Annotated in this window: 17 protein-coding genes; 7 read left to right on the top strand and 10 right to left on the bottom strand. The window is 61.9% G+C overall.

Going from position 1 to position 14,604, the window contains the following annotated elements:
• Nucleotides 1-300: 300 nt before the first annotated feature.
• The 3 genes from AC3A6Y_RS33945 to AC3A6Y_RS33935 form a co-directional block, all read right to left on the bottom strand.
• The gene (locus AC3A6Y_RS33945) at nucleotides 301-1,641 is read right to left on the bottom strand and encodes a metal-dependent hydrolase family protein (protein WP_487872614.1); all 1,341 of its coding nucleotides are present in this window, start codon (nucleotides 1,639-1,641) and stop codon (nucleotides 301-303) included.
• A gap of 64 nt (nucleotides 1,642-1,705) precedes the next feature.
• A complete protein-coding gene (locus AC3A6Y_RS33940; RefSeq protein ID WP_487872613.1) occupies nucleotides 1,706-2,488 on the bottom strand; it encodes an alpha/beta fold hydrolase in 783 nt (260 codons plus the stop codon).
• 10 nt (nucleotides 2,489-2,498) lie between these two features.
• Nucleotides 2,499-3,368, bottom strand: coding sequence for a fumarylacetoacetate hydrolase family protein (locus tag AC3A6Y_RS33935; RefSeq protein ID WP_487872612.1), 870 nt, complete (start codon nucleotides 3,366-3,368; stop codon nucleotides 2,499-2,501).
• A gap of 223 nt (nucleotides 3,369-3,591) precedes the next feature.
• On the opposite strand from AC3A6Y_RS33935, the gene AC3A6Y_RS33930 reads away from it, so the two are divergent.
• Nucleotides 3,592-4,443 carry a helix-turn-helix domain-containing protein gene (locus tag AC3A6Y_RS33930; protein ID WP_487872611.1) on the top strand — a complete coding sequence of 284 codons (852 nt, stop codon included), beginning with the start codon at nucleotides 3,592-3,594 and terminating at the stop codon, nucleotides 4,441-4,443.
• A gap of 224 nt (nucleotides 4,444-4,667) precedes the next feature.
• On the opposite strand, the gene AC3A6Y_RS33925 is transcribed toward AC3A6Y_RS33930, so the two are convergent.
• Nucleotides 4,668-4,943, bottom strand: coding sequence for a hypothetical protein (locus tag AC3A6Y_RS33925; RefSeq protein WP_487872610.1), 276 nt, complete (start codon nucleotides 4,941-4,943; stop codon nucleotides 4,668-4,670).
• A 364-nt stretch (nucleotides 4,944-5,307) separates the two neighbouring features.
• Here AC3A6Y_RS33925 and AC3A6Y_RS33920 point away from each other — a divergent pair, with 364 nt between their 5' ends.
• Nucleotides 5,308-6,450, top strand: coding sequence for an IS110 family RNA-guided transposase (locus AC3A6Y_RS33920; protein ID WP_487872609.1), 1,143 nt, complete (start codon nucleotides 5,308-5,310; stop codon nucleotides 6,448-6,450).
• Nucleotides 6,451-6,824: 374 nt separating this feature from the next.
• Here the strand turns inward: AC3A6Y_RS33920 and AC3A6Y_RS33915 are convergent, their stop codons facing one another.
• The 6 genes from AC3A6Y_RS33915 to AC3A6Y_RS33890 form a co-directional block, all read right to left on the bottom strand.
• A complete protein-coding gene (locus AC3A6Y_RS33915; protein WP_487872608.1) occupies nucleotides 6,825-7,178 on the bottom strand; it encodes a hypothetical protein in 354 nt (117 codons plus the stop codon).
• Nucleotides 7,179-7,323: 145 nt separating this feature from the next.
• Nucleotides 7,324-7,680 (bottom strand): hypothetical protein, encoded by a 357-nt coding sequence (locus AC3A6Y_RS33910; protein WP_487872607.1) that lies wholly within the window; start codon nucleotides 7,678-7,680, stop codon nucleotides 7,324-7,326.
• 176 nt (nucleotides 7,681-7,856) lie between these two features.
• A complete protein-coding gene (locus AC3A6Y_RS33905) occupies nucleotides 7,857-8,345 on the bottom strand; it encodes a hypothetical protein (protein WP_487872606.1) in 489 nt (162 codons plus the stop codon).
• Nucleotides 8,346-8,580: 235 nt separating this feature from the next.
• Nucleotides 8,581-8,850: a hypothetical protein gene (locus AC3A6Y_RS33900; protein WP_487872605.1), complete on the bottom strand. Its 270-nt coding sequence runs from the start codon at nucleotides 8,848-8,850 to the stop codon at nucleotides 8,581-8,583.
• 49 nt (nucleotides 8,851-8,899) lie between these two features.
• The gene (locus AC3A6Y_RS33895) at nucleotides 8,900-9,409 is read right to left on the bottom strand and encodes a DUF2199 domain-containing protein (protein WP_487872604.1); all 510 of its coding nucleotides are present in this window, start codon (nucleotides 9,407-9,409) and stop codon (nucleotides 8,900-8,902) included.
• A gap of 97 nt (nucleotides 9,410-9,506) precedes the next feature.
• Nucleotides 9,507-9,755: a DUF6429 family protein gene (locus AC3A6Y_RS33890; RefSeq protein WP_487872603.1), complete on the bottom strand. Its 249-nt coding sequence runs from the start codon at nucleotides 9,753-9,755 to the stop codon at nucleotides 9,507-9,509.
• Nucleotides 9,756-10,149: 394 nt separating this feature from the next.
• Between AC3A6Y_RS33890 and AC3A6Y_RS33885 the strand changes: the two genes are divergently transcribed.
• The 5 genes from AC3A6Y_RS33885 (at nucleotide 10,150) to zorA (ending at nucleotide 14,597) form a co-directional block, all read left to right on the top strand.
• Nucleotides 10,150-10,491 (top strand): hypothetical protein, encoded by a 342-nt coding sequence (locus AC3A6Y_RS33885; RefSeq protein WP_487872602.1) that lies wholly within the window; start codon nucleotides 10,150-10,152, stop codon nucleotides 10,489-10,491.
• 470 nt (nucleotides 10,492-10,961) lie between these two features.
• Entirely contained in the window at nucleotides 10,962-11,312 is a 351-nt protein-coding gene (locus AC3A6Y_RS33880; protein WP_487872601.1) for a hypothetical protein, read from the top strand.
• Between the two features lie 139 nt (nucleotides 11,313-11,451).
• Nucleotides 11,452-12,159 carry a hypothetical protein gene (locus tag AC3A6Y_RS33875; protein WP_487872600.1) on the top strand — a complete coding sequence of 236 codons (708 nt, stop codon included), beginning with the start codon at nucleotides 11,452-11,454 and terminating at the stop codon, nucleotides 12,157-12,159.
• A 201-nt stretch (nucleotides 12,160-12,360) separates the two neighbouring features.
• Nucleotides 12,361-12,543 (top strand): hypothetical protein, encoded by a 183-nt coding sequence (locus AC3A6Y_RS33870; protein ID WP_487872599.1) that lies wholly within the window; start codon nucleotides 12,361-12,363, stop codon nucleotides 12,541-12,543.
• Nucleotides 12,540-14,597: an anti-phage ZorAB system protein ZorA gene (gene zorA, locus AC3A6Y_RS33865; protein WP_487872598.1), complete on the top strand. Its 2,058-nt coding sequence runs from the start codon at nucleotides 12,540-12,542 to the stop codon at nucleotides 14,595-14,597. Before AC3A6Y_RS33870 ends, zorA begins: the two co-directional genes overlap by 4 nt.
• Nucleotides 14,598-14,604 lie beyond the last annotated feature (7 nt).

Below are 14,604 nucleotides of genomic sequence, written 5' to 3'. Positions count from 1 at the left end.
ACCGTCACGGCCAGACGGCCGGGGCGGGGGAATTTACGTGTCGATAGCCGGGGGAGTTTGGGTGTCGTTCGGGGAGATCGAGAAGCGCCCAATTCATGATCGAAGCACCGTGATCCAAACCACGCCCGTTTCGACGCGGTACGTCGTTCGTCGGCTGATCTGCGACCCTCGGCGGGTAGTGCCGCCATCGGCCATGAGCCGTCGTACGTCGCGCCATTCTGAGCGTCGGCTTGCGTTCGCATTGCAGTCGAAGAAGGAGAACTGGGGGCGTTGCCGCCGCCCCGTTCGCTCGTCTCTCGCTCAATGCATTTCAGCAAGCGCCTCTTTGACACCTTCCTCACGAAGCGGAAAGTCGGCCCCCTCCAGATGCAGCGCAGCCTCCGCAGGCACGGGGGTCGCGCAATCCTTGTAGATCACGCCATCCTTCATCACGAGCTGAATCTTCGCCGGATCGGTCAGGAGCGAAAGGTCCTTCAGCGGATCGCCATCCACCAGCACGATGTCCGCGAGGTAGCCCGCCTTCAACTGGCCCAGTTCGTCAGGGCGAAGCATGATCTGGCCGCCCAGCTTCGTCGCCGCCAGCAGTGCTTCCTTGGGCGTCATGCCGATGTAGTCCACGAAGTACTGCAGGTCATTGGCGTTGGTGCCGTGCGGCATCCACGCAAAGCCGTAGTCCCCGCCCGGCAGGATGCGGATGCCGCGCTGGTGCATCTTGCGCAGCGATGCCGAAGCAATCTCCAGTTCGCGCTTGTAGCCCATCTGGGTCGCAACAGCCTCGGTGATGCCGTACTCGGCGGCGTTGAAGGTGGTTCGGATGAGCCAGCCGATGCCTGGAGCGACAAAGTGCTTGTCCTTGGCCGCCTCGAGCATGTCGAGCGCTTCTTCGTCTGCGAAGCTCGCGTGGTAGACCATCTCGATGCCGTGGCGGACGCATTGCTTCACTGATTCGCTCGACCGCGCGTGAGCGGCCATGCGCTTGCCGTAGCGCTTGGCTTCCTGCGAAAGCATGGCCACTTCATCCTCCGAGAACGGCGACATCTCGGCCGGTAGGCCGGCGATGTACTCGCCGGACAGGTTGATCTTCAGGTGATCGACGCCGTACTTGATGAACTTACGCGCAGAGCGACGAATCTCCTCCGGCCCGCTGCAAACGCTTCCGAAGCTCAGTTCCTCGAAGTCCATGTGAGGCAGCGTGTTGTCACCCAGCGCGCCAATGGTGGTGATCTCCTGACTGCCGGCAAGGTAGCGCGGTCCGGGGAATTCGCCGGCATCGATCGCGTTGCGCAGCACCACGTCGAGGCGCGGCTTGGCAGCAGCCGCGCCAATCGCGGACGTCCAGCCCATATCAAGGTAGCGCTTGGCCACTCGTACGCACCAAAGAATGTGCTCCTCCGGCGGCATGAACTGGATGGCGGCCAGGCTCGGCTGATCGTTCCACGAGAAATGCGTGTGGGCCTCGGTCATGCCGGGCATGAGGAAACGGCACCGTCCGTCGATGACGCGGGCGTCGTCGGTGCTCACGCGATTGGGCGCGCGGGCCACCTCGACGATGCGCTTGCCTTCGACGAGCACGTCGCCGGTGTAGGTGTCTTCGCCCGTGCCGTCGAAGATGCGGACGTTTGTGAATGCGATGCGGGTCATGGCTTGTCTCCTCCGGCCCTTGGTGCCGGAAATGGGTTGATGAAAGATGTTGAGAAAAGGGAAATCAGCACAGTGATGCGTAGAACTGCTCAAGTTCCTGCATGCAGCGTTGCGGCTTCTCGAAGGTCGTCCAGTGGCCACAGCCATCGAAGACCACCTGCCGCGATCCGGTGATGCGCGCCGCCATGGCGGCCACGTTGGCGGGCGGCGCCACGCCGTCTTGGTCGCCGGTGACGAGCAAGGTCGGCACGCCGATGCGCTCGATCTCCGCCGACTGTGCCGCGGCCAGTGCCTCGCAGCTTTGCGCATAGCCTTCGGGCGGTTGGCGCATCACGCTTTCGCGAACGAGTGCCAGCACGGCGGGTTGCTCGGCCTTCGTCTCCGGGCTCGTAGCGCCCTTGACGATGGCGTCGGCAATCTCCTGCATGGCCGCCGCACCGCTACGCGCCGCTGCGGCACGCGCCACGATGTTCGGCCGAGCCGCTTCGGGCGGCGCAACCAGCGGGCCGAACAGCGCGAGCGACTTGATCTTGCCGGGGTTACGCACGGCCAGATGTTGCGCAACGACGGTGCCGAGCGAGTGCGCCATCACGTGTACCGACTCGACGCCCAGTTCAGCGAGCAAGGCTTCGAGCGATGCGGCATAGCCTTCGATCGACAACCGCTCCGCGAGCAGCGGCGAACGTGCGCTTCCAGGCAGGTCCGGGCGGATCACCCTGAAGTCTGACAAGGCAGCCAGCAATGGCGTCCAGGTGTTCGACGAACCGCCGAGGCCGTGAATGCACAGCAGCGCCTCGCCGTTGCCGTCGATCTCGGCGGCCAGCCCGTTGATGAGTTGTGTCGTCATCGCGCTGCCTTCAAACGAACTTGTTCTCGATTGCGCCCAGGCGGTCGATCTCGACGCGCACCACGTCGCCCGCCTTCAAATAGCGCGGCGGCGACATGCCCATGCCCACGCCGGCCGGGGTTCCCGTGGCGATGACATCGCCCGGATACAGCGTGATGCCACGCGAGATGGTCTCGATCAGGGTCGGGATGTCGAAGATCATGTTCTCGGTCGGGCCGTCCTGCCGCAACTCGCCGTTGACCCAGCAGCGCACGCGCGTCTTGGTGCCGTCGAACTCGTCGGCCGTCACGATCCACGGGCCCATCGGGCAGAAGGTGTCGAAGGACTTGCCCATATCCCACTGGCCGTGCCGAATCTGCACGTCGCGCGCCGTCACGTCGTTGACGACCGTGTAGCCGAACACATGATCCATCGCCGCAGCGCGCGTGATGTTCTTGCCGCCCTTGCCGATGACCACGGCGAGTTCGGCTTCGTAGTCGATCTGCGTCGAGATCTCGCTGGGAACGAGCACGTCGTCGTGTGGGCCGACCACGCATTCGGGCACCTTGGTGAAGACGATGGGCCACTCATCGGTCTTAGCGCCGCTGTCCTTGAACACGGAGGCCGAGAGTTCCTTGGCGTGGGCGTGGTAGTTGCGGCCGACGCACCAGAGGTTGCGCCTGGGCTTGGGCAGGGGTGCGTCCAGGGCGACATCCGCCACCTTGACGGCGGCCCCGGTAGCGATCGGCGCCGCTCCGCCTTCGGCCATGGATTCGATGATGCTCAGGGCTCCCACAGCCGCTTGCTGCGGCGTCAGGTCGAGCGGTTGAATGGTCAGGCCGTCGTCGGAAACCAGCCCCACGCGGCGGGTGCCGTCGGCGAAGTAAGTAGCGATGCGCATATCAGTTTGCTCCTGTGATTTCTCTCTGCAGTTTTGCGGTTCCGTACAGGCACCGCGGGATGGAGCAACTTTAAAAACGCAGCACTTTTGGCGCTTATCGATGAATCCAGCGTCGTATCAGGGAGTCCGGTGCAGTGCTAGGTACTTACCCGGGTGGCCGTCAAATCAGGGCTCGCCAAGGCGAACAATTGCACCGTCAACCCAAGTTAGAAGGAGCTGAAAGATGGCGGAGGCGTACGCGCTGCACGAGGGAGCTTTCGGCACGGCGATAGTTCTCGAATCGCGCGCCAATCTGGTGTCGCACGCCCATTCCGAATCGCAACTGGCGATGTGGCTCGGCGGGAGTCGCGCAGTCGCCAACGTGGGCGCTGAGGTCGTTGCCTACGGCGAGAATGTTGCCCTCGGCGTCAACGCCTTCGAGGCGCACGATATGGTGATGGAGGGCAACGGGTCCTGCCTCTTCCTCGTCTTCATGATTTCCAAGCAGTGGCTGGACGCGCTGGGCAGCGCAACAGGACGCAACTTCCGATTTCCTTCGCCGCGCGTTCCCATCAGCTCCGCAATGCGCCGCTCGTGCTGGCGGGTGCTTGACCTGATCATCTCCGCCGACAAGTCGCGCGCGGCAGTCGACGATGAAGTGGAGCGGCTGCTGGAAGCGGCTATTGCGGCTTCGACCACCGGCGGCGCCGAATCGCCTTCGGCTGGCGTGGGCGTGATGCTTGACCATCGGCTGCGCAGCGCCATTGCCCACATGCGCGAGCACGTAGCCGAGATCGCGACCATCGATGAGATCGCGGCGAAAGTCGGACTGTCGCGCGCGCACTTCTTCGCTCTTTTTCGCGACCAACTCAACACGACGCCTCAGGTGTTCTGGAGTGGCGTGCGGGTCGAGGAAGCCATGCGCCGCGTTGCCGAAGGCGGCGCGCTGACCGAGGTCGCGATGGATCTCGGTTTTTCAGCGCCAGGCAATTTTTCGCGCTTCTTCAAGGAGCACACCGGCGTCTCGCCGTCGACCTTCAAGCGGGCGGCGCGCGATCCGTCGCCTGTGACCGTTACCGGTATCCCCAGGGAGTAGTTCTAGGGCAGGCGGCGTCGATGCAGTCAGGGCGCAATGCCAAATCTTGTTTGTGGGGATCGGACCAACCGATGTGGCTGCTTTCGCCAGCATACCGGCCATGCGACTGTCGATGGCGAGCGGCAGCAACGGGCCCAAGCGGCCGTACGCCTTGCTCCGAAGCAGGCGCTCGAATCTGCTGCCATTGAGGCTGATATCGATCTGTTTCGCAAGAGCACGTGGTCCTACGGTACGCTGAAGCCAGCGCGCAACAAGCGCCGTCGAAGAATGGGCTGCATGTCAGCCCACTGCGTCGTCAGGAAGTTATCCGCGTCGCCGCATCCGCGCATGCTTGCCAAAGTGGCGAGGGCCTCAACGATCGCGAGGTTGACATCTATGTCTTTCTCGTGCACATGACCCATGAAGACGGAAGCAAGATCGAAGGCAGCACAGTCCTCCCCGCTACGGATACGGCTTAGACAGTCGGCGATCAGCTCACGAGTTGTGCTATCAATGCTCATCCTCTGCCTCCTTCATGAACAATCTTTGCAATCCTGAATACATTGAATGTGAGTGCGACGCGCATCCGAAATGCACAGGCGATACGCACCTGGGTCACGTCCAGTAGTTTTCCAGAAGATATGGATTGGGAGGATTCTGGCCGACTGTAGCCGGCCGGCGTCGCGGCCGACCTTGGAGGGTGTTCGCGAACTGGACGGCCGTGACGAACTTCCGGTATTGGCCGACTGTAGCCGGTCGCAGCCTCGAAGCTTTGGGCCCTAAGCGGAACTACAGTTTTCCGGAAAGATGCTATGTAGGACTGGCCAAATCGGCTTGGAGAGCTAAAACCGTATTTCCGATTCTCTGTTGCGAAGGAGTATGGAAATGACGACGACCCAAACAGTCCTACGAGGCAAGGATACCGCCGACGGCGGCGATCTGTACATGAGCTTCGAGCTCGGCGACAAGCATTGGCAGATGAGCATCGGCGATAGCCGGCGCCGCGTGAGCCGCTATACCGTCGGCGCCGGCGATACAGCTGCCGTGGCCGATTGCATCGTCAAGGCCGGGGCGCGGCTGCGTACCGGCGCCCAGGCGCGAGTGCACAGCTGCTACGAAGCTGGACGTGACGGTTGGTGGCTGCATCGCTGGCTGAGCGAGTTGGGCGTCGATAACATCGTGGTCGATGCGGCAAGCATCGAGGTCAATCGGCGCGCACGGCGAGCCAAGACCGATCGGCTCGATGCGGACAAGCTGTTAGCGATGCTCATTCGCCACCACGCGGGCGAGCACGTCTGGTCGGTGCTGCGCGAACCGAACAGCGAGGACGAAGACGCACGCCGTGTGCACCGTGAATTGCAACGGCTTACTCACGAGCCCATCGCGCATACGAACCGCATCGGCTCGCTGTTGGTGCTCCACAATCTGCGGCCGAGGATCGTCATCGGCGGACGCGACTGGGCGGCGTGGTGGGACCGTCATCGCGATCAGGTGCCGCCGATGCTGCGCGCGGAAATCGAGCGGGAGGGGGCACGCCTGAAGCTGGTCAAGGAGCAAGTCAGAGCGGTCGAAGCTGCGCGCTGCAAGGACCTGGCCGAGGGCAAGCAGCCGCTGGTCGCGCACCTCGCGCGACTGCGTGCGATCGGACCTAAGGGCGCCTGGGTGCTGGTGAAAGAAGTGTTCGGCTGGCGGCACTTCGCCAACCGGCGCGAACTCGCAGGCAGCCTAGGCTTGGTGCCCACACCGTATGCCAGCGGCGACAGCGAGATCGAGCAGGGCATCAGCAAGGCAGGCAACAGGCGAGTGCGAGGCCTGCTGGTAGAGCTGGCTTGGAGCTGGGTACGCCTACAGCCCGGCAGCGCGCTCACCCAGTGGTTCAATCGGCGCTTCGCCGGCACCGGCAAGCGCATGCGCCGTGTGGGGATCGTGGCCCTGGCGCGCCGACTGGTCATCACACTGTGGCGCTACCTGCAGGACGGCGAGATCCCGGCGGGCGCGCACCTGAAACCCGCCGTAGCTCACGCTTGAGCAACCAGAGTCACACAGTACACACCGCCAACATCATGATCACAGGTCGACGCGCCCGTAACGTCCGCGGGTCGCCACATGGCGACCGTCCTCAAAGAAGGGGCGCGTCGGTAACCGGGGATTGCCAGCGCATCTGGCGCGCATGCTGCATGTGGTGTCGGACTCCAATGTCCCGCACGGATAGAAGCTTGTTCGAGCACCGACTCGGACCTCCAATAGTCCCTGACCTCGGATCACGATGGATGTCGCATCCCCCCGGCACTTCGACAGGCTGCTACGAACAGATCCCGCCATGACCGTCATGCCTTGACAAACCAGTCCTCATAGAAGCGGCCGTTCGCCGGCGGTACTAGCGGGATGCCGCGCGGAACTCATTAAGCCGGGAACCGCGGCAGTTTGGCATTCTCCACCGCTGCTCTGAACGCCGTGTCCCACGCGCTCCACTGCTCCGGCAACAACGCTCCGACAACCGTGATGCCCGATGGCTCGAAGGACGCTTCAAGACACGGTTCGCCGGAAGGGTTGCTAAAAAAGCCCATCGAATCTGGTCGCGCTCCGGGGAGTCCGAGAAGCAATGTGCCCAGTTCCGCAACTTGTGCCTCGGTAAGGCGTCCCGTGTGGATGGTGTATGTCCCCCCGATTTTCAGGAGCGGTCTCGATGCAACATCGTGCTCGTTCCAGGGCTGAAACCAGCCTTCTAAGCCCTCGACATAGTCTTCAGTTGTCATGTGTGAGGTTCCCAATTTCCCCGGTGGCCGCATTCTGGTCGAGGGTCGCCGAACGTCAGCCCTCCCGCAGATTCTGCCGCACAGCCGAACGACTGGTCCTGGCCGCCTCCTGCCTCAAGCGTTTCTGTTCGTCGGCGCGGCAGTGTCATTTATGGAATTCGTCGGGGAGGACCTTCTTGAAGACCGGCTTGGTGCCTCCGTCGACAAACGCTATTTCAGTGGTCACTGGTGCCTCGCGGTCGTGGCAGTCGCCTGCCAACTCATAGTGCGGAAGCACCGCTTTCCCGTTCTGCCAAACCTCGACCCATGCCGACATGGCGGCGCCACAGCTGCCTTGAATGTTCCAATTTCCCGGTGTAGGACCGATGCGCACGGTGTAGGTCCTCCCCTTGAGCCTGCATGTGCGCTGTACCGTGCGAAGCGAGCCGATATGGTCATCATCCTTCATGGATGCAATGAGTTCGCTCGGTTCCCACTCGGTTCGAGATTTCTTCTGGACCATTGCCTTTCCATCTTCGTTGTACGCACCCCGGTACTGGATAACTAGCCGATTGGCCTCTCTGTCGCAAGTGAAGCCCACCAAGGTGTAGAACCAGTCTGCGTGAGATAGCAGGGGCCAAACAAGAAGAGCGGTGAACGCAAGTTTGCGGTGCATGTATTCCCTCGAACGAACCGTTTTCATTGGCCTGCGCACGCCGCAGTGACTTCAGCCAAGTGGCGCCGTGGTGGCGGACCATCAAGAGGTTCCAGAGCCAACAGTCGCGGTACATTGTCGCCGTACACATGGATTCTTTGAAATAGCAAGGATGCACCGGGGTACAAATCCATTTGAGGTGAACCGAACATACCTCCGCGGATACGGCTGACATGATTCAACTTGAACATCCGGTTCGACGTCATTCCTCGATAAAGATGTGCTGTTTCATCACCAGCAAAAGCGTCGAACTGCACCGCACAGACGTCGCTCCCTCCATTCCGCACGACGGCCAGCCAATGCGAAATCTCGAACTGCTGCCCGTTGAAGGATATCCCGCCGGACTCGCCCCACCAGCTAGTTGTCGAAGAGGCATACACCGGCTGAAGCGACGCCAAGGCCAGCACCGTTGCCAAAGTGGTGCCTAAAACTAGTTTTGATATTGCAAGCGGGGTGAGAGCAGCGAGCTTCACGAGCAGACCCTCCAAGTTGGGGCGCGCATTTCCTTCTGCGCGCAGCCGATGTTGGGTCCGAACCAGGCGTTTGAGATGAAGTGAGCGTGAAGTTCTTGCGAACAGAGCCTTGGAGGCAGCCAATCTGCGTCACTGGGAACTTGCGCGGCGACGGCTGGTCGCTGGTCGAAGGCGCGAGGGTCAGTGCGCACGCGCTTTTCTGGGACAGGGTCGGACGACCGCTTCTGGCCGTTGTTCACGGCTCTACCGTGATGCCTTGAAGATCCATGGCGGCAACGAAATTTCGGCGCATCTGCGCTCGTTTCTCGGGTGAGTTTGTCATTTGCAAGTTGTCCCACCGGCTGAACCCACCTCTTTCGATGGCCAGCCTACCGTCGCCTTCACGCTCGACATAGACGGTGACCACCTGCGAGCCCTCGCGGGAAGCGATGGAAAAGCGGTCGACGCTCTGGACCTCAAAGCCATCGCTGCTCCGCACGCCTTGTTTGCCTATCCATGTGAACATCTGGCCTCCATTCTCGAATGACCGGTCCTGGCCGAACGCGGGCGGAAGGTCAATGGCCGTCGCTGTGCATCATCAGCATATACAGTTCCTCGACGCGAGCTGCGGAAATGCCCTCCCTTTGTTCGACGGCGAGCGGATGGTCGGTCGGCTGGAGTTCGATTAAGGGACGGATGCCTCCGTCACGAAGATGCACCCGAGTCTTGAGGTCCATCGTTTTGGGGTACGGCTTCAAGTAGGCGTTGAGCCACCCGAAGAACGGACCGGCATGTGAGCGCCTTTCCTCGGAATACAACTCAAGCCACTGCCTGAAGCTCGCCTCACTGAGCGATACCCAGACGCCCCAGGAGAATGGCTCGTCCTCTCCTTGGACCGGAATCTCAATGCAGCCGCGGACAAAATAAGACTGGCCGTCGATGATGCAGGAATCGGCGGAAAGTGCGCAGCGGGTCGCACGTTCCTCCCGCGGTACGGCGTAGTAGCTCAGCGGGGCGTCGGCACCGAAAGCTGGCATCCCACGATGGACCGCGCCACAGCAAGAACACAGAAACTCAAATGCCATCATCAAATTCCAAGGTGTATGGCCCTTTTGAAGGCCAGAGCTTCGGCGAATTCTGCCGCAGCCGCGAAGGACCGCTTCTGGCCGGATTCTGCCGCAGCTATTGAAGCTCAGGCGCCGACGTATTGGTCCCGAAGTGTTTGGCCGCGAGCTCCTTGGCTCGGCGCAGCCCTTCCTGAGTCAGATAGACGGACTCATGCGCGCCGTGGGGCTCCGTGATGAGCCCCTTTTCGTGCAGGCCATCCATGGTTGCGAAGTCATAGCGCTTCCAAACGCGTCCGTTTTCGAACTCGAAGACGCCAAGCAGCGCCAGAAGCACTTCTTCGACTTTGGCCATATCGTATTTCATCGCATAGCCTCCAACGTTCAGCACGACGATGATCCGTCTGCAAGGGACCACCGCTGATTGGCTCCTGCCGCAGCACGACGGCAGTTGGAAATGCGATGGTACTTTGGGCACCCGGCCTCAACCCAGCCAACATGGTCTGCCTGCCGCGGGGCGACCTAAGGCTCAATTTCGGCAGAATACCTGAGATGAAAGCAAGCAAGCCCCAGAAGTCCGCATCCTGGAGCAACGTCAAGGCTAGACTGACTCACTTCGACCATGACGGCCTGATCGGCCTTGTGCATGACTTGTACAGGGCCAACGAGGACAACCAAGTGTTTCTTCACGCCCGTTTGGCGCTGGGGGAAGATCCCTGGAGCCGTACAAGGCTACCATCAGCCGTTGGCTTTGGCCCGACATGTTTCGGAACCAGGGCGCGTCCGTCGCCGAGGCAAAAAGGTCCATCGCGAGCTACAAGAAGGCCATTGGCCAACCGGAGGGCTTGGCAGAACTGATGGTCTTCTACTGCGAGCGCGCGTCAGGTTTCAGCGTCGAAGTCGGCTTGGAGGATGAGGGCTTTCTCGTTGCATTGGTGCGAATGTTCGAGCACGCATTGCAGGCTATTTCGAGGCTACCGGATACGCAGCAGCGCTTGCTCATGGAACGTCTGGCTGCCGTGCATAACATTAGTCAGAACATTGGCTACGGAGTCGCCGATGCCATGAGCGACCTACTGGTCGAGTACGGCACCTACGATTGATGACGACGTTCAACGTCGGCTGGGCAACTCTAGCCTGTCGGACTGTGGCCGCGAAGGGACCCAAGGCCGCCTCGCAGCGGACGTGACCATCGCCGGGACGCAGTTCTTGGGAGGCCACCCCCGCCATCGATCGTGTTGCGTTGGAGTGACGCAGGCTCTCATAGGCCGAGCCCCCGGTACCCAGCTTGGCTGACGCGTCCTGGCCGACCATGGCCTGGACTGCCTCGCCTCGATCGCCTTCGCGCAGGGTCGTCGTGATCGTCACCGCGGAAGTTGCCATCGTCGCGCCACAAAACAGAGGGCCGAAGCGAGGAAGGGTGCGACATTTGAACTTGGCTGAACATGTCGGCGGCGCAGGCCTTGTTATGTTTAATCGCCCCTGGGCCACCGGAAAGCCGCAAGGGCAGGGCGCGCACCCCCTGACACTCCCGCTGGGGCCGGCGCGATCGCCGGCCCGCAGGAGGTCCCCCATGCCATTCCTCTCACCCTCGCCGGCGCGCGTGCCGCCGCTGTCGTTTCTACTTGCCGACCAAGTTGAGCCACTCCAACAAATCGCCCGACACCTGGGGCTGAGCCTGCGAACCCTTCAGCGCTACGCGGCCAGCGGCAATGCACCGCGCGCGGTCTATTTGGCCTTGTGGTTCGAGAGCAGCTGGGGGCTCGCCACCTTGCACACGCAGGCCGTCAACGAGGCGCAGCATGCCCGCGCCTGGGTCGCCTCGCTCGAGCGTGAATGCGAGCGTCTGCGCAGTGTCATCCGCGCGTACCAGCATGCTGAGGCACAGCCGGCGGCCAACGCGCCAGCCTATCACTCAATCTAGTCGGGGGATTTAGGCGCCCTGGTGCGCAGCAGCCACGCGGCACGCAACAATTGGCTGCGGACGCTCGCCCTGTTTGAGTTGCGACGTTCAACCTGGCATCCTAGAGCCGTGAATTAGTTCACGAATGCGTGGGACCCTCATGCAGCGCAAGATATCCGGACGGCTCACCGATGGCGGACATTTGAACGGTATGCGCAACGAAGACTCCCGCGACCCTTGGTTGAATCAATCCCGCACGCCGCTGACGGCTTGGGACAACGCGCTGCGGCCGCCGCGGTCGTCAAACCGAGTGTTGTTCCTGCTCGCCGCGAGTGCGGCCGCGCTTGCTGCATTCTTGGTGTTCAACGGTTGGCGCGATTCAGATCCCTTGCGGAAACCCATGGAGCGGAACGACGCGCCGGCCGCGCCCCCAGCGTCGAATGCTTCGCTTGCGCCACGGTACGAAGAGGGCGAGCCGCAGCCTAGACCAACGTCACGCGTACAGCGCTTCGCGAAATGCATATCGCCTTCGGGCGCGCCAACCTATTCGGACGGAGCTTGCCCAAATGGCACACGGGCCAGCGAAGTGTTGGTGACACCGGATGTCAACCTAGCCGAAGGGATGTCTCAGGATGCCAGGCAGGCGTCAATGCGCCGGAACAGCGCCATCGCCCAATCCGTCCTCGAGCACGAGCGCCGGGTGGCAATGAACGTCGACAGCTCCTCCACGGAGTGCGCTCAGCTCAACGCGTTGATTGCCTCGATCGATGCGGCTGCTCGCCAACCTCAGTCTGCCTTTGAGCAGGACCGACTCAAGGACCAGCGCAGGCGTGCGAGAGACCGGCAGTTCGCCTTGCGTTGCGGATGACCTTCGAAGGCGGAGTGCGGCCAACACCTGACGTTGCGGTCTATGTGCCGCGTCAAGCTTGGAGTGCGGCAGGCACGGGTTCTCCTTAGAGGCCTACGAGCTATTCGTGAAGAGTTACCTTCCTGAAACGTTTGCACACATGTATGGTGGAGCTCTATACAAGAGAAAAGTGCTGCCATGCCCCAAGGAAAGAACGTCTCCGTGAGCTTCCGTGTGTCGCCCCGCTTCAAGCGTCTGCTCGAAGCGGCAGCCGCCCGTGAGCGACGGTCGCAGACCAACATGCTCGAAACGCTGCTCTTCGCGTACTGCGAAGAGCACGGGCTCGAGGCAGCGCCTATGGGAAAAACCGAGATCAAGACACAGGCGGGAGGCCTCTCCAAGTGAACTTCCAATCAATCTTGGCGGCGACTCCGACCCCAGTCCTGGCCACCGGCGGCGTGCTCGCCGTGCTGGTTCTCATCTTTTTCGTCGTCTTCCTCGCGCCAGGCGTGCTGCATTGGTTTCGCCTGTCGTCGATACAGCGGCGCATCAAGAAATTCGAATCGAAGAATTTCGCTTCTGAATTCAAGAAGGTCTTCGCCAAGGACAAGCGCCTCTCGCACCTCTGGAAGGAGTACCAGGACTCCCTCCACGCCCAGCGTGAAGAGCGCGACGGTCAGCTGACGACCGTCGCCATTCGCGCGACGGTGCCGTCCGAGCTTTACTTCAACGGCCAGTTCGTTGTCGACAGCCGGCTGCGCACGGAATTCTTCAAGCACCTGCCAGGCCTGTTCACTGGTATCGGCATCATCGGCACATTCAGCGGACTTATCGAGGGCCTGCGCGCCTTCCAGGTGAGCGAGAACGCGGCCACGGTTCGGGCCAGCCTTGAGTCGCTGATGCACACGGTGGGGGAAGCTTTTCTGATCTCGGCAACGGCCATCGCGGCGGCCATGGTCGTCACCTTTGTCGAGAAGCTGCTGCTGGCGTCCCTGTACCGCCGCACGGAAGAGATTGCGCATGCAATCGACGCCCGTTTCGATGCGGGCGCAGGCGAGGAGTACCTGTCGCGCCTGGTGCGGGCTTCGGAGGACTCGGCAAGCCAATCGAAAATCCTAAAAGACGCGCTGGTCAAGGAGTTGGGCGAACTCCTTCGTGAGCTCACCACGGCACAAATCACCTCCGCGAAAGAGTCGCAGCTTCACCTTGCCGAGCGCCTCGCTCAGACCTCCAAGGAGCAGGTCGAAGCGACCCGGCAGGATAACCAAGCGCTGGGCGTCACTATCGCCGAAAGCATTCAGCAGAGCTTGCAGGGTCCGCTGCAGGACATCGCCAACACCGTGAAGTCGGCCAGCGGCGACCAGAGCGCCACGGCTGCCCGGATGCTGCAAGACGTCATGGCCAGTTTCAGCCAGCGCTTGAACGACCTGTTCGGCGGCCAGATTTCCGGACTCAGCGACCTCAACCAGCAGACGGCGAAGAGCATTCAGGAGGCCGTGGGTACCCTGCAAACACTCGTCTCCAACATCGAAGAGTCGAGCCGCCGCTCTACTGACGCGATGGCTGAGCGGATGGCGCAAGCCATCGAAAAGATGGAAGCCCGGCAGGAGGCGATGAATGCGCAGTCGACCGCGTTCGTCGAACAAATCCGCCAGTTGGTCGCATCGTCGCAATCCGAGACCAACACCAAGCTGCAGACGACGTTGGAGACCATTGGCACTCAGGTCGCCGGCATGCTGGCCACGCTCAGCGAATCGCAAGCGCAAGTCTTCGAGGGCAATCGCTCACGCGAGCAGTCAATGACCGACCGGGCGAAGAGCGCTGTCAGCAGCATGTCTGAGTCCGTCGAGGCGGCCATCAAAGAGATGAGCGCCGCTTCCGCGCTGATGGCCCAGAACGTCGCAGTGCTTACCCATACCACCAGTTCTTCCGTCGACAAGATGAACGCGGGCGCAGAGCAACTTGGTACGGCGTCCCGCAACTTCGCGGCTGCCGGCGAGCGCGTGAGCAGCGTGATGGGGCAGGCAGCCAACGTGACGGCAAAGCTTTCCGAGACTTCCGGTGCCCTGACGACGGGCTCCGCTGCGCTCCAAGAGCTTCTCCACGACTACAAAGCGCAGCGGGACGCCGTTGGTCAGTTGGTCTCTGAGCTGCGTGCAACGGTGGAGCTTGCTCGCAAGGAAGCATCCCTCACCGGCGACGTCCTCGCTCGCATCGAGAGCTCCGCAACCCGGCTGGGTGCGGCGCAGAAGCAGGCTGACGAATACTTGGCCGGCGTGAGCAGTGTGCTCGGCGAGGCGCACACGACGTTCGCCACCGAGGTGAAGCGAACCCTCGAGAAGGCCAACACTGAGTTCCACAACAAACTGAGCGGTGCAGTCGGTCTGCTGTCGTCCGGCGTGCAGGAGCTTGAGGTGACGCTCGCGGCCATGGGAAACATGAAGCCGGCGCGGGTGTAACCAATGA

The sequence above is a fragment of the Variovorax sp. Soil_C_17 genome (genome assembly GCF_057657265.1).
This window is presented reverse-complemented; position numbering and strand designations above follow the sequence as displayed.